The sequence below is a fragment of the Candidatus Latescibacterota bacterium genome (assembly GCA_019038625.1).
GTDB lineage: Bacteria > Krumholzibacteriota > Krumholzibacteriia > Krumholzibacteriales > Krumholzibacteriaceae > JAGLYV01.
In genome coordinates, this window is record JAHOYU010000077.1 from 1 (window position 1) to 15351 (window position 15351).

Consider the following 15351-nt stretch of genomic DNA (forward strand, 5'->3'; position numbering starts at 1 on the left):
AGTCAGGTGCCTATCCACATGATGTTATCAACCTTATCGTGGGCCAGCGCCCGTACCTGCGGGCCAACTCCCAGACTGTCATCATCATAGTTCGTCCACGTTGTATCCATGTCAAAAACATCCACACCAGCATCATTGCCTATCCAGAGGTTTCCACTGGTATCAACGGCGAGCGCGTAGACGGGAACGCTTGAGAGGCCGTCAGAAGTATCGTAGCTGAACCAATAACTTAAATACTGGCGCTCAAGCCCCTTGTCCGAGCCGTACCAAGTGCCACCCGTACAGTCTATGGCCATAGCATGGATAAGCTTGCCCGCCGTGGAATCGATCTCAGAGGTATTGATTGTGGCGCTGTCTACGACAAACAGCGTAAGCCCCTTAATCGTACCCATCCACAGCGTATCGGCATCAACCTCTATTTGAAGCGTTCCCACAAGCTGACCGGGTAGACCGTCAGCGGTATCGTAGCGCGTGGTGTCCGAGGATGATGCGCTGTCCAGTACCACAAATCCCTGGGCCGTGCCCACGTACAGATCGGTCGTGCCGGAAGCGATTGCAAATATATTGTTCACCGATTCCTGATGGTAGGAGGCTACCCCGAAGCTGGCCAGCGAAAAGCTGTCTGCGGAAAACTGGCTGTATAGACCGCGTGAGGTGGCCAGCCATGGCCTGCCCGTATAGTCAGCCTGAATGTTCCTAACGGCGTTGCCCACCACCAGAGTATCCCCGGCTATAATATCAAACCCAGACCAAGCGGCTACCGAGACCTGCCCACGTATGTCGGAGGTGACTATAAGGTATAAGATAGATGCGGCCAGAAGGGAGAGAATAGCGCGCAACGCCCTATTGTACGTTGTCACCCTGGGTATCCTTTGCTGAATTTTATTGCCGGGGCAGCGCAGGGCCATCCCTGAGAACCATTAGCTCCTATGGAACAACCCCGTAGCGCTGCCCCGGCAGTCACCGAGAGATAGCGACAATTCAATATGGGGGGAGAGGCAATATAAGTCAAGTAAAAAATAATTTATAAAAGGGTTGACAGCGGGCTATTAATTGTTTATAGTAAGGAGGAAAGAAGTAGAAGCAGCAATAAGCTCAATGTTAGAGAGTTACAGCCAATTTACAGTAGTGTACGTATGACCGAAGCGGTGACTGGTGTCTGGCGCACTGGCGGCCTAATGGCCGTGGGCTTAAGCCCCATCAGCCGGTTTGAATCCGGCTCCGGCAGGTTAAATATTCGGGCGATGGTGTAATAGGAGAATCCGGGATAAATGTTGATCGAGCGGGGAGCGCTCCCCTTAATAGGCTCCGAGGCACCCGGCGGCACACTGGCTATGGAGTCAGAGGAGCGGGGTTAGGCACCCGCAGACCCGACCAAATTTTAAGGCGCAATCGTCCAGGGGTCAGGACATCGGATTTTCAGTCCGACAACGCGGGTTCGATTCCCGCTTGCGCTTCCAATATTCCGAAGCGGGCAACTACTGGCGGTCGTAGGGATTCAGCAAGCCGATCGTAGCCTGAAATCAAGTAGGGCGCGGAGCCGATTCCGGCCCGCTTCGGGAGAATATCATAACAGGAGATGCAGAATGCCAAGGTGGTTATGTGAATGCAAGTGTGGGCAAAGGGGCAACGTAGCAAGCGGAAAATTGCTTTCCGGGCGATCCACAAAATGCGCGGATTGTGGCAGAACTACGTTTAGGCATGGCGAGGGACGCAGTAAATTGTATTCGATTTGGCGCGGCATGAAAAAGAGATGCGCGCTGAAAGGATACAGTAGATATGAATATTATGGAGAGCGCGGAATAAGCGTCTGCCAAGAATGGGGGGCTGATTATTTAGTGTTTAGAAAGGGCGATTATACCTTTTACGTACCCACGCGAACAGGGGGTTTAAATGACTCCCTGCCATAATATAGAAAATGATCGTTCAAAAGAAACTATCGAGAGCAGGGGTTACTTCGGTAACTATGTAATTAAAGATGTCGCTGAGTATTGGGATAACCTTCTCCCCGATCAAAGGCCCGTCTTTGAACGCTATTTCAAAGGCAGGGAAGATATTCATGTGCATTTCAGGGTCGGGGACGAGTATTCCACGGGGTATTCTGGCGAATATTGCCTCGCCTTCCACTGCGCCCAAGCTGAAAACCTTAAGCTCTCCGCCCTCCCGCCATTCTTCGCGCGGGAGAAGCATGTCTCTCGGGATTCCGAGTGCAGTGAAATTCCAAGCCGTGACATGGAGCATTCGGTGCTTGTCAATGTTAGAAAGCTCATTGAGTTGCCAGAGAGGGTGGGAACGAAAATTCCTCCCGCGCTGGTACGGTTGCAACCTCTCTATCACTGTCTTCGCTTTTGGGTTGATCGCTTGGAGCATTTGCACAGCGTTGTCCCGAAACCTATCGGAACCAAAACCGGACACACCCTTGCTACTTTCGTCCCCGATGATTGGGAACTGCGTTTTGCGTGCGGTCTCTTCCGTGAGTGGGCATGTGTAGACTTTCGTGAGCGCAAAAACCAAGTGATCCAGACTGCTGCGGAGATTTTGGACACAATCCCCGAGCATAAGCGAAAAGGGATCGACGGGGATTGGGTCAATACCGGACTTGACGAAAAGGTGGGTAGGATCGTCTGGATCGGGATCGAGTCTGGTCGGATGCAGGTGACCATTGACCCATTCGTTCAGCGCGATATTCAAATCTTCCAAGTGCTTTCGCGCTCGCTCGATTTTGAAGATGTGCGTCAGTTCTGGGGTGCTCATAGTGGGTGTTCTCTTGCGGTCTGCAAGAAAGAATTTAAGCGTCAGGATCACTAAAAGCAAAGCCAGAAGCGCCACAGTTAGGACATTTGCCGATGAATAGACCATCTTTATTAATTTCTTTTGGTTTTATGGGAAACTGATGGTTGCATTTTGGACAAGTGGTTGTATCAACTCTACTGAATTTTAACCGTGGCGGTGTATTTACAAGCTTTTTAACGACATCGTCAAACGGCTTTGGTTCATACTGTTCTTTGTCGTCAGACATGATTACCTCGCTTGTGGAGCGCAGTACATGAGACGTTTACCGGCGATACCGCGCAGGGCAATAATGGTTCGTTGAATATCGCCGATGTGGCGGTGGTTATACCGGAAGTCATATTCTCCAATGTAACGCTTAAGATGCTGAGAGCCAACATGCTGATAAATACCGACAAGGCCACGCTTGAGGATACTAAAGAATCCTTCAATGGTGTTCGTATGGACAGGGCCACGGACATACTCGCCCTTGCTATGGGTTACAACGCTGTGCTGCTCAAACAGCCTGTCAGTGTCCTTGTAGGCTCCCATTTCATCGGTGACGATATGGGTATCCCTGTTGATCTGGCCTTGCATGATCGGCTTGAGTGTCTTGCCCGTAACGGTATTGACGTGGAAGGAACGGACATGCCCACCACGCTCAACCAGAGAGAAGATACTCTCCTTGTGCGCATAGCCCCGCGCACCGGCTGGCTTTGGGTATTTGGTTCCCCAATAGGTTTCATCGGCCTCAACGATATTACCGCCTCCGCCGATCTTCTTGACGAAGAAAGAGTCTTTCATGGCCGCACGGATACGGTGAGACATGAACCAAGCGGTTTTGTAGGTGACATCGAGAGTCCGATGAAGCTGGTGGCTGCTGATCCCCTTCTTGCTGGAACAAAGCAAGTAAGCAGCAAGCAGCCACTTGTGCAGGGGAATGTGACTGCGCTCGAACAACGTCCCTACCGTCACCGTAAACGGCTTGCGACAGTGGCCGCACTTGTACAGTCCAGGGCGTGTAGACTTACCCTCAAGCTTGTAAGCCTTGTCCATACCGCCGCAATGTGGGCAGACAACGCCATCAGGCCAGCGAACCTTTTCAAGGTACTCACGTGCCGCCTGTTCATCATGGAAGTATTGCGCGGAAAGTTGGCTCATCGGTTACTCCTTGAAAGGATTACCATCGGGTGATTTGCCTTTTAAGCATGCAACTGAATTCCAAAGATATTCGCGGTCTTTATCTGAAAGATTTTGATCGCATTTCAGGGTATCAACTATCTGCCCTTGGCGATCCCAAATCTCTTTGAGTAGGGGAATTCTTCCTTCAAGTATTTTTAGTCGCTCAAGATTAAGTTGATCCAATTGGGCTTTAAGCTGTTTCTCTTGGGTTTCAAGTTGTTGGATTTGAATAGATAAATGCTTTTTATCAGTTTTAAGCCGTTCTGACTTGATGGTGAGTTCATCATAGCGAATTTGCAGAGTGTCCTTTTCGGATTGAATTTGACTTAAGCGATCTTCACTTTCCTGTTTGGCTTTTAAATCGAGGGCTTTATGAAATTGATGAAGGCGGATAAGAGCGGCGACAACTATGATTGTCAACGCGATGTATGCCAAAGTCGATTGGCTAAAATATATCAACGCCGCTACAATGGAATTGCCAATTCCAAGAATGAAATAAAGGCCATGTTTAAACTTGTCCGGGATGATACCGGTCTGAGCTTTTGGGCTGGGGTTACTATTTGCAATCTTTTCCATGTGTTGCTCCATAGCTTGAAAGGTCTATTTCCAATATACATCCTTTGTATCTGGTATGTCAAGTATATAATCGCCTTAGAAAGTGGGCTTTGAACAACGGCTATCAAGAGGGGCTTAGTCTGGACAGGATTAACCCCGATGGAAACTACGAGCCGAGTAATTGTCAATGGCTGACTCGCGGTGAAAACACAAGCAAAATGCACCGGGAAAAACACCGAGTTCAGGTTTAATGTAGTTTATAGCAGCAGCACTCACACTTAGCAAAAGGAGAAGCAGATGGGAAAGCTGCATGAACTATTGAGTGTGGAGCCGGATGTTGTCGGCACTGCAAAAGCCATTGTTGACGAGGGCATCAGCACCCTTGGCAAGAAAGGCGAAAGGTTTACGGGACTGCGCAAGACCTACCAGCCCCTGGACGAGGAGGGCACCAGCTACCCGCCTGAGATTACTCAGGTACAGGAAACGGTATCGGGCAAGCTCGATTACGTAGCGGGAACGCTGGCCAAGGCGATTAATATCGTTTTGAGCAAAGAGGTCACGAACACGCTGACCTCGGCCAAGCTCCTGATTGGCAAAGAAGACTTCGGGGAGTTCCCGGCCACCGTCTACTTGGCTCTGGAAAAGCAGGTTAAGGAGTTCAGGCGCGTGCTTCAGGCGGTGCCTACCCTTGACCCGGCGTACACATGGAAGGCTGACCCTGGCCGCGCACATACTATGGTAACAGATACCGTTGAAACTCAGCGCACGGAGAAACAGCATCAGCCGGTGGTGATGTACGAGGCCACCAAGGAACACCCGGCGCAGGTCGAGATGATCAGCCGGGATGTGGTAGTCGGCAACTGGAACACGATCAAAGAGAGTGGCATGATCTCCGTCAGGGCCAAGAGTGAGATGCTTGCCCGCTGCGATCAGGTCATCAGGGCCATCAAGACGGCGCGCCAGCGCGCTAACGACATCGAAGCTAGCAAGGTCACCGTGGGCATGGCGATCTTAAAATTTATAACCGAAGAAAGGAAGTAGTACCGATAGGGGTATGCGTCAGCTTTCGCCTTAGTAATGGGGAATAATCCCCTGAGCAGACGTAACAATTCAGCTTATTACCCCTCAGTCTCAAGAAGGAGCGGTGCATTGAATAACTTGCCAAGGTTACTTTGCCGAAACGTGGGTTCGAGTCCCACCGGGGCCGCCAATAAAACTCTATGGCCCCGTAGTTTAGTGGCAGAACGCGGCTATAAGCAGACACCCTGGCGTGAGCGAAAGATGCAGACAGCGTTCCGAATTGCTATAGCTCAATTGGTAGAGCTTCTGACTATGGATCAGACTGTTACCGGTTCAAATCCGGTTAGCGAATATTGAGAGACTTGTAATCTCTTGGGGGGGGGAACAGGCGAGTTCCCTCCCCCCTTTTATTTAAACGGGGATCGAATGACCTACGATGAGTCAAATCTTGAAGATGGCTGCTGCCCGTGGTGTGGGCATAAGCTTACCCTGCGTAGAATATATGGTAAGTACCACGAAGCGGAGTGCGAGAATTCCAAGTGCGTCGAGGGCTATTACTATGATAGCAGCCCACCTGAGGTTCACTTTGGACGACCGGAGTAGATGATGGATTTATCAAAGCTCAATAAGCTGCTCACCCTGCCGCCGTGGGAATGGGAGGGCATGTGCTTAGTGAATCAAGAAGGCGAAACAATTATTGAGGCGGCCCATCCGTCATACGCTACTAATCTCGAAGAATGGAAGCCGTTACTCGCCGCCGCCCCTGACCTGCTGGCAGAGGTTGAGAAGTTGCGGGAGAAGTTGGCGCAGATAAGCATCTGTGCCAGCAACGCTCAATATGGTCGGCTGGATATGAATGAGGCCATGAGCAGCATAGCCAAAGCCGCAAAACTGGAGTGTAAGTGATGGCAATATGTAAGGTGTGCAAGCCGCTGATAGCCGCACTGACCAACGAGGTGTATGCTATAAAGGCCGAGAGAGATAAGCTGCGAACCGAGAAATCCGTGTATAAGGAACTGGCCGAACTGCGAAGTAGTTTGTTATGCCTCTATCGCGTTGGAGGGAGACCAAGTGACCGGCTGCTTGATGGGCTGGATAGATTGCAAAAGAAAGCCGAAGAACTGGAGGGCAAGTGACTGATGAACAGGCACCCTTGAACCTTGAGCCTCGCTTCAACGGGCCGGTTTACGAGCCTGTGCAAGATCACTCACGGCTGTACAAGCAGCACGAGGTTATCAGGGGTTACATGCTGTACGCATACCGGCATGGCAGCGGCTGGCGCACCCTGGCCGAGATAGAAAAGGCCACCGGCTTTCCGCAAGCTTCTATCAGCGCACAACTCAGGCACCTGCGTAAACCGCGCTTTGGAAGCTATGCGGTAGATAAGCGCAGACGGCGCGATGCGGGCCTTTGGGAATACAGAGTATCACATTAACCGGGAGTAAATGATGGCGAACTGGCGGCATAGGGTTAAGCTCAGAGACCTGTTTGAGTCATTCGACCCACAAGAAACCGCAGAGGCCGAGAAGGCCGAAGTGCTGCGGGTGGGCAAGGCTGTACTTGCAAGGGTTAAGGGCGAAGATTGCCTTAATGGGTTCCGCCTGAAACGCTTTATTGAGGCCGAAACGGAAGCGCAGTCTAATCGCGTGATCGAGAGCCTATACGATTTTTGCGACCAACACCTTATCTGGGTTGATTAACCGATCCAAATCACCGAAAGGGACTACAGATGAAAGGATTTAGAATAACCCTACTGATGCTCGATCATTACGGCGGAGTGAAAGCCGCCCTTGTAAGGCCGGGAGATATACCGGTGATCAAAGTCGAGGGGCCGAATGGAGCCGGGAAGACAACGGTGATCGATTCGATCTTTGCCGTTGTTGCGGCCCAGACACTGCAAGACCCCATTCGTCACGGCGCGAAAAAGGCCACTATCACGCTGGCCATGAGCAATGAGGAAAAAGATGAAATCACGGTCACCAGACACATGACCGCGAAGACATCCAGGCTGGAGGTGAGCTACAACGGCGTCCCGCAGGAAAGCCCGCAGACCCTGCTCAACAAGCTGTTCAGCAAGGTATCGATTGATCCGCTGGCCTTTGCGCGCATGAAAAAGCGGGAGCGCATTGACGTTATACTCGACCTGACCGGCAAGAAGGATGAGATAGCCAAGCTGGATGCCGAATACCAATGCGCGTACGATGAGCGCACGCTTACCAACCGCATAATCAAGACGCTTCAAGGTAAGCTGGATGGCGAGGAACGCCCGGAGAACGATAAGCCAGAGGCCGAGATAGACACACAGGGCGTACTTGATAAACTGGCGGCGGAGCGGCAGCGGATACGGGGGGTTGAAAGCAGCAACGATCAGCGTAAGATTCTGAGCAACAAGATTCTTGAGGCCGAAGTTGATAGGGACAATAATGCCCGCCAGATAAAGCAGTACGAAGACACTATAGCCTCCCTCAGGGAAGACGATAAGAATTTGCAGGAGGCGATAAGCGAGAGAAACAAGGCTATAGCCGATATCGATGATGGGTTGAAGGGCGAGGCACCAAGCGAAGTTGCAGCGCTTGAACAATCCCTGGTTGACGCACAGGCCCACAACGGTCGGGTGGCCGCTGAAAACGCATACTGGACGCTCATAGCCGATGCGAAGTCCGAGAAAGAAACGTCTGCGGCCTACACCCGCAAGCTGGAACAGATCGAGGTAGCAAAGCGGGATATCCTGTGCGAGAACCTCCCGTTCAAGGAGATCACCATTACCGGCGATACCATTCTAATCGAGGGTAAGCCGTTTGATGACCTGTGCGGCATGGAAAAGATGTTTGCCAGCATGGAAATAGCCCTGCGGATGAATCCAAGCCTACGGGTGATCAGGATTGCCGATGGCGCTGAACTGGATAAGAAAAGCTGGAAGAAGATCGAGAGCTTTGCCGTCAAGAATAACCTTCAGGTATGGACTGCCGTTGTGTCCGATGACCGACACAGTGGTAGTTTCTACATAGAGGAAGGAGTGTTATCGGCAAAAGAAGAGCAAGGGTAGCGTGGAGTGATGACAAGTATGGCAAAGGCACGGTAGCGTAGGGTTCGGTTCGGTAGAGTAAGGTAAAGGTATGGTGGAGTGAAGCATGGTGGAGTTATGGTGCTGGCCGTCCCATCAATAAAGGTGGCTGACTTGAGTAAAAAGTCCAAGGGCACATACCGGGCGTGTAGCGGTAAAGGCGTAGAGTTTTTTGACAAAGAGTGGTGGGCTGATGCCGCCGCGATATTGAGTAGGAAGCTCCCGAAGTCGGTAGTAGTTCGTGGTGAAGAGGTAAGGCAGAACATAGGAGGGGGAAGGGTAAAAAGGCTGGTTGTAAAGGAGTGGATTATCAACAAGGCCTTTCTGGGCAATCGGGTAGACGATTACAGGAAATGGAACGTGATGAAGTATATCGGTGACAAGGGCGTATGCCTTCTGTACTGCCTGTACCACCAGAAAATGACACTACAGGCGCTGGATATCATTGAGGAGGCCGAACCTCATATCCTGCACATACCTGGGGAATGATTCTAAACATGCCGCCTGTAAGCCTCCAGGGGTCGCGCTTACCTACCTTGGCGGGGAACGGCGTGAAGCCCTTGGAGCAGGGCGGGCTTAACTTAAGGAGAATTGACATGCCTAGAGTCCATTTTGTAGCAAAGGCACGCAAGGATAACGAAGTATGTAAAAAGGGCGAAAGTTACTACTGGTGGAAGCACAAGACCGGCCCGCGTAGCAGCATAAAACGCATGAGTAAAGCCAGACCAAGGGGCAGTGAGCTTACCCTGTCCGACAAGATTGGCCGCATGAGGGCCGCTGGCGAGGCCATAGAAGACTCGTTTGGTAATCTGGATACTGGTGATGTTGATAGCGCGGAAAGCGTCATCAGCGCCCTTGAGGAAGCTGAGAGTGAGGTGCGTGAGGTGGCCGATGAGTACCGGGAGTCGGCTGAGAACATGGAAGAGGGCTTTGGCCACTCCACCTCCCAGAGCGAGGCCATCGAAGAGCAGGCCGATGAGGCCGAGAGCTACGCCGATGAGATCGGGAACCTCAAGGATAGCATCGAGAATGTTGAGATACCCGACAGGGATGATTTCGAGACGGATGCCAAGGAAGAGATCGAAAGGCAGGTCAATGCCAACGAGCTTGAGGAAGCCGAGAGCGACAGCGCAGTAGCGCAGGTTATGGACGAAAAATACGATGAGGCCGTGAGTGGTTACATAGATGAGATAGGCGGGTACCAAGGCGAAGCACCGTGCCCCGTATAACCAAGCCGGAGGACAAATAGATGTCAAAACTGGCCAGTGAAATGTTTACCAAAGAGCAGGACGCGGCACGGCTGGTGGTGCTGAAAGAGGTCATGGATACACAGGCCAGAAACATGGCTTCTCTGCACCAGCAGGAGCTGAAAGCCTATTGGGAGAAGGCCGCTGACCTTGTCTATCTCGACGGCGAGATCAACCTGCGGCTACGCAAGCTCATCTTTGAGGCGGTAAGCCGGCACTACAGCCCAAATATGCTGGACGCGCTTGGCGGCGACAAGTACTCCGAGGATGAAAAAAACGAGATGAAGAAGGATGTAATCAGGGCCACTATTCTAATGGCCGAACTCATTTCAGTCACTTTCTCCGCACCCAATATGCTGACCGAACCGGAGAACAACTTACTCGATGCCCTGATAGACGCGCGGTTCTCGCACGCTCTCTCAAGGTGAGGAAGGATAGGATATGATGGACGAGATTACCTATATTTTTACTGTCTATGCCGCGCTTGCTATCCTCTCCTGCGCGGGGATAGCGGCTTACCTCATGTCCCGCCAGGCAAAGCGCCACCGGAAGCATGTTGGCCGCGTTAGAGCGGAAGAGATCAAGAATACAATCCACTGCTATCAGAGGTTTTGGGGCAGCGTGCGCGAAAACCGTGAGCGTATCGCGGCCATCCGCTGCGAAGAGGTGTTCCCCCTCCTGCGCATCCGCACATCCCTTGTCCACCAGCTTAAGCATTCCGCTGAGGAACGGCACCGGCTTATCGGTGAGGTGCAGCGCTACAGGAACATGGCTGGCGTGGCCGGTGATGCGTATGGCCTAATGATAAACGAATGCCGTCTGGGCCTGAGCAGCAGCAAGAGCACCATGAGGTGCCTGCGCGACATTCAGGAGATAATCCACAACGCCAGCGCAATGCTGGCAGCACAGGAGGTAGTCAGTGACGAGGGCGCAAAACAAGCAGCTATCAAGGTTGAGAAAAAAAGGGTGGGAAGTAGTCGCAAAGCCAAAGGGAGAAGAGGAGCCGGTACTGCTAAGAAGGGCTGAAATTGATTTCAGCGGCTATTTCTACAAACAGATATTGCCAAACGGCACTGTGGAAAACATCAGTAAACCGTGAGGATGTGATGCGAGCAATACAAGGAAAATATACGGAAGCTGTTATCTATACAGGGGCGAGTGCTGTCTCGTACTGCGGCCAAGGCCATGCTGTCTATGAAAAACTTCACCTCGTCAATGGAGGGCATCTATAGTCAATCGGTGGTCGAGAGCACGATAGATGAGGCTCCTATGGCCTACAAGGATGCGTCCCTGATAGAGTCAACCATCGGCCCGGCTGCGGAGATTGTTGACCGTCTTGTTCCGCTTCATAACCTGAAAGCCTGTTAGGGGGTAGATGGATGGTTCTCGAAATAATAAACCCGTCCGATAGCTACACGATGGAAACGGACGATAAGGCGGCGGCTTGCGCTGCGGTCTCTCTTCTTGGCTCAGGCCAATACGGCCTGAAAGACTTGGCAAACGGGGAAGATATTCTTCCAGTGCTAATTTTCTGCCAGGACGAAGACCATTTCAATGAGATATTCAAGAAATACGCCGGAATGGGCCTGAATGAAGTAATGGAAACAAGGCGGGAGCAGGTCGCGGAGGCTCTTGAGAGCGTTCTTATCGGCGACAGGGCCGCATATGAAGATGCCATTAAAGGCATAACAGATGATACCGAGAGGGCTGCGTTCGCCGAAAAATGGCATGCCGAGAAACGCACATCACTGAATGACATTGGCGGCAGAGCAAAAGATATAGCGGCTGCCCTGCGAAGAAGCTCAGAAACACCCTAACCATTGACTTTCGCCGGGCTATAAACTATTATTAATAACCGAAAGGAGCAACGATGCCGATAATAATGACACCAGAGCAGTTAGCCAAGCGCAGGACGCATATCTGCTCATCTGAGGTGGGCAAGATATTCAACGAAAGCCCATTCGGGAATGCCTGGGATGTCTGGTGCGAAAAGGTCTGGGAGTTGGAGGATTGGCCGAGTACGCCCATGCAAGAGGCGGGTAACTACCTGGAACCGGCAATCGCCGCTTGGGCCTGCGACCAGCTTGGTATTGAATGGGAACTTGACCAAGAGAAGTTAGAGGGCATCAAGGGCTTGCACATGAGCCACCCCGACGGCGAGGATAAGGCTAACCCAAAGGTTGGCGGGGAGTGGAAGCTTGTGACCATGACAGCCGGTTGGGGTAAGGCCCAAGATGAAATACCTGGCTTTGTCGCCCTACAGGTTGCCCATCAGATGTATGTAAAGGATTATGACAAGGTTCATGTCGTGGTGTTTAAGCGCACGATGGGAGAGCCTTTCAGCTTGTACGAGATCGGCAGAACTCCGGTGGTTGAAGAGATGATCAAGACGGTGGTGGAGCATACCGAATGGTGGTGGAATGAGTACGTACTGACCAAGAAAGAGCCGGAGAACACGCCACTGCCCTCACTTGATACCCTGAACAGAGTCATCCGACTGCCGCATCCTGATAATACAACGGTTATCCCGCTGTCGCTGGTGGAAGCGTGGGATGAAGCGCGTAGACAGCGCCTGGAAGCGGAAAAGTTTGAGAAGGAGCAGAAGAAGGCCATGCTGATGGCTCTTGGCGAGTACGAGGCGGCAAACCTTGATGATGGAAGCCTGATCTGGTTAAAGACGGAAGGTGCTGGCAGGCGAATCGATACGAAGAGATTCAAGAAAGAAGAGCCGGAGCTTTACATCAAATTCAGTAACGAATCCACCCGGCAGATACCGCGCTGGAAGAAAGGTTGAGGGGCTATGGACAATACAGCCGAAGAGCATTCAGCAGTGATCCAGGCTAAGATTGCCGACATGGCCGATACAATTGAGATATTGCAAGATAAAGACCTTATGCGTCAGATAAAGAGCAGCGAGAAAGACATCGCGCAAGGCCGCACCATTCCAGCCTCTGTAATTAAAGCCAAATATGGTTGAGGGGCTGAAACGAGAAAGCGTAAACACAACGGAAATTGCGAGGGGGTGGCGTGAAAGGCAAAGAGTTGTACCCCGAAGGTGCGTTCTTGGATGCCGCTGGTCAAAAGTATCGACCATCAAACGGTACCGATGGTGAAATGTTTCAAGCCATGTGGTGCGATAAGTGTAGGCTTGAACCTGATCAAGATCAACGGGAGTGGAAAAGGTACTCGGAGAAATGAAATGAAAAAGATACATGTCTATCGACCAGGAACCGGAAAGAGTTTCTGCGGGTTGGTTGTGGGCTTACATTCGGGGGTGAAGATCGTGCGAGATACTACTGCCGGGAAATTAATCGGCTGGCGCGGCAAGTACACGGTTGGGGATTTCTGTGCTAAGTGCGTGAAGGCAAGTGAAATAAAGGCGGAAGTATGAGAAAGCGCGGCCACAACGCTATTGGTTATTGCCACGAAACGCGGAATCCTATCGGCGGCTGTCTGCACGGCTGTTCCTATTGCTACGCCCACCGGATGAGCAAGCGGTTCCCAAATCTGTCAATGGAGCCGAAATTTTACCCGGAGCGGCTTGGAAAGATGGCCCGCGAACTCGCCACGACCGAGCCGAGCAGAATATTTGTCGGCAGTATGGGTGATATGTTCGGGGACTGGGTACCCCGGCATTGGATTTTGCATGTGCTTGCGGTGTGCTACATACTTGAACGGCATAGGTTTTTGTTTTTGACGAAGAATCCTGCACGGTATGGAGAATTTCGATTACCGGAAAACTGCTGGTGTGGAACCAGTATTGAGGGCGGCAAGGATGATGAAGTCGCGCGTCGCTTGGAAATGTTGGCAATCCACGCGCCGCGAGAAAGGTCTTTTATATCTCTGGAGCCGCTATTGACAGAACCGTCTTATTTGTTACGCAATCACCCCTACCGCTGGCTGATTATCGGCGGTCTAACGGGTAAGGGAGCGCGACCGGCTCCAGGCGGGTGGGTAAAAAATGCAATATACATGGCGAAAGTGCAGGATAGGCCCGTCTACATCAAATCCAACGCCGGGCATCCGGAAATAGTACAAGAATTCCCCGAAGGTTTATTGTTGTAATTAATAGGAGATGTTATGCCAGATGATAAAGACCACAAGGGCATCAGGGTATCAAGTCTTATGGATTTAGATTGGGCAAGGAGTCAAAAACTGCCTGTCTTTATTCCCGCTGACAAATCTTGGGCAGCCCCCAAACCGGCAGCGGTTTTGATTAATCAGGCGGGCCATGTTCTACTGCGCCTGTTCAGGGCCGGTATGTACGTCTACGTGAAATGACCAACGCACCTGAAAGGGGTGAATATTATGGTGGAGAACAAAGATAATACCTCAACGGAGATGACAACGCGGGATAAGTCATTCACAAGCCAGCTTGTTTCAACCGGTGGGACGCACATCGGCAAGCTCCTGCAAAAGCGTCATGATATTGAATACTTCATCGGGCAGGCGGTCATCAGCCTGATGGGCAGTGAAAAGGAAAAAGAATACAATATCGCACGCCAACATCCCCACCAGCTTCTTAAGGTAATAGGCCAGCAGGCCATACTTGGCCTTCAGAGCAGCCTGGGGCTGTGCCATATCGTTGCTTTCGGGCAAACCCTACAACTTATGGTAGACTACAAGGGATATCTGGAAGTGGCGCACCGTCACCCACAGATCAAGCAGATTATTGCGAAAGCCGTCTATGAGAAAGACGAGATCGATATAGATTCTGCGCGCAAGCCGCCGGTGGCCCACCGCATAAGCCTCGATGATGACCGTGGTAAGCTCCGTGGCGCATACGCTATGGTGGAGTATACAAACGGCGGTTTTGATTTCCGCTGGTGCCCTGAGTCTGAGATTCTCGATATACGCGACAAGTACTCTAAGGCGTGGAAAGCCAAAGGCAAGTCAAGTGTCTGGGGCCAGCGTCCGAGTGAGATGTACGTCAAGACAGCCGTTAACCTACTGTGGAAAATACTGCCGAAGACGGATGCAATGCACCAGCTTTACAAGTTTGACAACGCGGCCAGCGCCGAAATGCCGTCAGACCGGACACCCGAAGGCGAAACGACTGAAAACCTGTCAGAAAGAATGCGGGAGGAAAGCGCACGCCAGCGCGGCCAGACCACAGAAGAACCGTCCGCGCCAGCCAACATCGAAGACGCTCAGTTTGAGGAAACGGAGCCAGCGACAGAGCCGCCACCCGAAAAACCGGAGAAAGGCAAGAAGGGGACTACGAGCAGCAAGAAGGAAAAGCCAGCAACGAACCCGGCTGCGGGGAAAAAGAATACGTTTTCTGCCAAACACCACCAGCGCCTTGCCGATCTGATTGAATTCTTCGGCAACCCGAAGGTAGTGGATGCCCGACAAACTCTTGACATTATGAAATTTCACATTGGGGATCATACGCCAGAAGACGTAGAGCGTATCGCCCAACTGCTTGAAAACGGCTCAACTAATTAGCATCTGGCCGGGCGGCGTGGTGCCAATAGGCGTTATCTGACCCTGGCCAGATATTTTAACAATCTA

Annotated in this window: 22 protein-coding genes and 2 tRNA genes; 20 read left to right on the top strand and 4 right to left on the bottom strand. The window is 51.7% G+C overall.

Annotated elements, in window-relative coordinates:
* Window positions 1-2 precede the first annotated feature (2 nt).
* Window positions 3-713 (bottom strand): hypothetical protein, encoded by a 711-nt coding sequence (locus KOO63_05325; GenBank protein ID MBU8921222.1) that lies wholly within the window; start codon window positions 711-713, stop codon window positions 3-5.
* A 672-nt stretch (window positions 714-1385) separates the two neighbouring features.
* On the opposite strand from KOO63_05325, the gene KOO63_05330 reads away from it, so the two are divergent.
* Window positions 1386-1460, top strand: a tRNA-Glu gene (locus KOO63_05330).
* A 466-nt stretch (window positions 1461-1926) separates the two neighbouring features.
* Here the strand turns inward: KOO63_05330 and KOO63_05335 are convergent.
* The 3 genes from KOO63_05335 to KOO63_05345 form a co-directional block, all read right to left on the bottom strand.
* Window positions 1927-2859, bottom strand: coding sequence for a hypothetical protein (locus tag KOO63_05335; protein MBU8921223.1), 933 nt, complete (start codon window positions 2857-2859; stop codon window positions 1927-1929).
* A 162-nt stretch (window positions 2860-3021) separates the two neighbouring features.
* On the bottom strand, window positions 3022-3930 hold the full coding sequence (locus KOO63_05340) for an IS1595 family transposase (GenBank protein ID MBU8921224.1): 909 nt from the start codon (window positions 3928-3930) through the stop codon (window positions 3022-3024).
* A 3-nt stretch (window positions 3931-3933) separates the two neighbouring features.
* Window positions 3934-4527: a DUF3450 domain-containing protein gene (locus KOO63_05345; GenBank protein MBU8921225.1), complete on the bottom strand. Its 594-nt coding sequence runs from the start codon at window positions 4525-4527 to the stop codon at window positions 3934-3936.
* Window positions 4528-4803: 276 nt separating this feature from the next.
* Here KOO63_05345 and KOO63_05350 point away from each other — a divergent pair, with 276 nt between their 5' ends.
* The 19 genes from KOO63_05350 (at window position 4804) to KOO63_05440 (ending at window position 15285) form a co-directional block, all read left to right on the top strand.
* On the top strand, window positions 4804-5547 hold the full coding sequence (locus tag KOO63_05350; GenBank protein MBU8921226.1) for a hypothetical protein: 744 nt from the start codon (window positions 4804-4806) through the stop codon (window positions 5545-5547).
* Between the two features lie 258 nt (window positions 5548-5805).
* Window positions 5806-5875, top strand: a tRNA-His gene (locus tag KOO63_05355).
* Window positions 5876-6129: 254 nt separating this feature from the next.
* Window positions 6130-6432: a hypothetical protein gene (locus KOO63_05360; protein ID MBU8921227.1), complete on the top strand. Its 303-nt coding sequence runs from the start codon at window positions 6130-6132 to the stop codon at window positions 6430-6432.
* Entirely contained in the window at window positions 6432-6662 is a 231-nt protein-coding gene (locus KOO63_05365; protein MBU8921228.1) for a hypothetical protein, read from the top strand. Before KOO63_05360 ends, KOO63_05365 begins: the two co-directional genes overlap by 1 nt.
* Window positions 6659-6961: a hypothetical protein gene (locus KOO63_05370; GenBank protein ID MBU8921229.1), complete on the top strand. Its 303-nt coding sequence runs from the start codon at window positions 6659-6661 to the stop codon at window positions 6959-6961. Before KOO63_05365 ends, KOO63_05370 begins: the two co-directional genes overlap by 4 nt.
* Before the next feature lie 10 nt (window positions 6962-6971).
* Complete coding sequence (locus tag KOO63_05375; protein MBU8921230.1) at window positions 6972-7226, top strand: hypothetical protein; 255 nt, start codon at window positions 6972-6974, stop codon at window positions 7224-7226.
* Between the two features lie 29 nt (window positions 7227-7255).
* On the top strand, window positions 7256-8572 hold the full coding sequence (locus tag KOO63_05380; protein MBU8921231.1) for a hypothetical protein: 1317 nt from the start codon (window positions 7256-7258) through the stop codon (window positions 8570-8572).
* A gap of 96 nt (window positions 8573-8668) precedes the next feature.
* Complete coding sequence (locus KOO63_05385) at window positions 8669-9079, top strand: hypothetical protein (protein ID MBU8921232.1); 411 nt, start codon at window positions 8669-8671, stop codon at window positions 9077-9079.
* Between the two features lie 107 nt (window positions 9080-9186).
* Window positions 9187-9819: a hypothetical protein gene (locus KOO63_05390; GenBank protein MBU8921233.1), complete on the top strand. Its 633-nt coding sequence runs from the start codon at window positions 9187-9189 to the stop codon at window positions 9817-9819.
* 20 nt (window positions 9820-9839) lie between these two features.
* On the top strand, window positions 9840-10265 hold the full coding sequence (locus KOO63_05395; GenBank protein MBU8921234.1) for a hypothetical protein: 426 nt from the start codon (window positions 9840-9842) through the stop codon (window positions 10263-10265).
* A gap of 13 nt (window positions 10266-10278) precedes the next feature.
* Window positions 10279-10863, top strand: coding sequence for a hypothetical protein (locus KOO63_05400; protein MBU8921235.1), 585 nt, complete (start codon window positions 10279-10281; stop codon window positions 10861-10863).
* A gap of 132 nt (window positions 10864-10995) precedes the next feature.
* Window positions 10996-11205: an RtcB family protein gene (locus tag KOO63_05405; GenBank protein MBU8921236.1), complete on the top strand. Its 210-nt coding sequence runs from the start codon at window positions 10996-10998 to the stop codon at window positions 11203-11205.
* Between the two features lie 11 nt (window positions 11206-11216).
* A complete protein-coding gene (locus KOO63_05410; protein ID MBU8921237.1) occupies window positions 11217-11654 on the top strand; it encodes a hypothetical protein in 438 nt (145 codons plus the stop codon).
* 53 nt (window positions 11655-11707) lie between these two features.
* Window positions 11708-12631 carry a hypothetical protein gene (locus KOO63_05415; GenBank protein ID MBU8921238.1) on the top strand — a complete coding sequence of 308 codons (924 nt, stop codon included), beginning with the start codon at window positions 11708-11710 and terminating at the stop codon, window positions 12629-12631.
* A gap of 6 nt (window positions 12632-12637) precedes the next feature.
* Window positions 12638-12814, top strand: a complete 177-nt coding sequence (locus KOO63_05420) for a hypothetical protein (GenBank protein MBU8921239.1) — start codon at window positions 12638-12640, stop codon at window positions 12812-12814.
* Window positions 12815-12904: 90 nt separating this feature from the next.
* Window positions 12905-13228, top strand: a complete 324-nt coding sequence (locus KOO63_05425) for a hypothetical protein (protein MBU8921240.1) — start codon at window positions 12905-12907, stop codon at window positions 13226-13228.
* Window positions 13225-13902, top strand: a complete 678-nt coding sequence (locus KOO63_05430; GenBank protein MBU8921241.1) for a phage Gp37/Gp68 family protein — start codon at window positions 13225-13227, stop codon at window positions 13900-13902. The genes KOO63_05425 and KOO63_05430 overlap by 4 nt, the downstream gene beginning before the upstream one ends.
* Window positions 13903-13917: 15 nt before the next feature.
* Window positions 13918-14118, top strand: coding sequence for a hypothetical protein (locus KOO63_05435; protein MBU8921242.1), 201 nt, complete (start codon window positions 13918-13920; stop codon window positions 14116-14118).
* 27 nt (window positions 14119-14145) lie between these two features.
* On the top strand, window positions 14146-15285 hold the full coding sequence (locus KOO63_05440) for a recombinase RecT (GenBank protein ID MBU8921243.1): 1140 nt from the start codon (window positions 14146-14148) through the stop codon (window positions 15283-15285).
* Window positions 15286-15351: the final 66 nt, after the last annotated feature.

Excerpts from the sequence above, each read along its gene's own strand:
- KOO63_05375 (MBU8921230.1), top strand. The coding sequence starts at position 6,972 with ATGATGGCGAACTGGCGGCATAGGGTTAAGCTCAGAGACCTGTTTGAG.
- KOO63_05415 (MBU8921238.1), top strand. The coding sequence starts at position 11,708 with ATGCCGATAATAATGACACCAGAGCAGTTAGCCAAGCGCAGGACGCAT.
- KOO63_05425 (MBU8921240.1), top strand. The coding sequence starts at position 12,905 with ATGCCGCTGGTCAAAAGTATCGACCATCAAACGGTACCGATGGTGAAA.
- KOO63_05360 (MBU8921227.1), top strand. The coding sequence starts at position 6,130 with ATGATGGATTTATCAAAGCTCAATAAGCTGCTCACCCTGCCGCCGTGG.
- KOO63_05350 (MBU8921226.1), top strand. The coding sequence starts at position 4,804 with ATGGGAAAGCTGCATGAACTATTGAGTGTGGAGCCGGATGTTGTCGGC.
- KOO63_05380 (MBU8921231.1), top strand. The coding sequence starts at position 7,256 with ATGAAAGGATTTAGAATAACCCTACTGATGCTCGATCATTACGGCGGA.
- KOO63_05435 (MBU8921242.1), top strand. The coding sequence starts at position 13,918 with ATGCCAGATGATAAAGACCACAAGGGCATCAGGGTATCAAGTCTTATG.
- KOO63_05410 (MBU8921237.1), top strand. The coding sequence starts at position 11,217 with ATGGTTCTCGAAATAATAAACCCGTCCGATAGCTACACGATGGAAACG.
- KOO63_05390 (MBU8921233.1), top strand. The coding sequence starts at position 9,187 with ATGCCTAGAGTCCATTTTGTAGCAAAGGCACGCAAGGATAACGAAGTA.
- KOO63_05335 (MBU8921223.1), bottom strand. The coding sequence starts at position 2,859 with ATGGTCTATTCATCGGCAAATGTCCTAACTGTGGCGCTTCTGGCTTTG.
- KOO63_05430 (MBU8921241.1), top strand. The coding sequence starts at position 13,225 with ATGAGAAAGCGCGGCCACAACGCTATTGGTTATTGCCACGAAACGCGG.
- KOO63_05440 (MBU8921243.1), top strand. The coding sequence starts at position 14,146 with ATGGTGGAGAACAAAGATAATACCTCAACGGAGATGACAACGCGGGAT.
- KOO63_05395 (MBU8921234.1), top strand. The coding sequence starts at position 9,840 with ATGTCAAAACTGGCCAGTGAAATGTTTACCAAAGAGCAGGACGCGGCA.
- KOO63_05365 (MBU8921228.1), top strand. The coding sequence starts at position 6,432 with ATGGCAATATGTAAGGTGTGCAAGCCGCTGATAGCCGCACTGACCAAC.
- KOO63_05340 (MBU8921224.1), bottom strand. The coding sequence starts at position 3,930 with ATGAGCCAACTTTCCGCGCAATACTTCCATGATGAACAGGCGGCACGT.
- KOO63_05385 (MBU8921232.1), top strand. The coding sequence starts at position 8,669 with ATGGTGCTGGCCGTCCCATCAATAAAGGTGGCTGACTTGAGTAAAAAG.
- KOO63_05420 (MBU8921239.1), top strand. The coding sequence starts at position 12,638 with ATGGACAATACAGCCGAAGAGCATTCAGCAGTGATCCAGGCTAAGATT.
- KOO63_05345 (MBU8921225.1), bottom strand. The coding sequence starts at position 4,527 with ATGGAAAAGATTGCAAATAGTAACCCCAGCCCAAAAGCTCAGACCGGT.
- KOO63_05400 (MBU8921235.1), top strand. The coding sequence starts at position 10,279 with ATGATGGACGAGATTACCTATATTTTTACTGTCTATGCCGCGCTTGCT.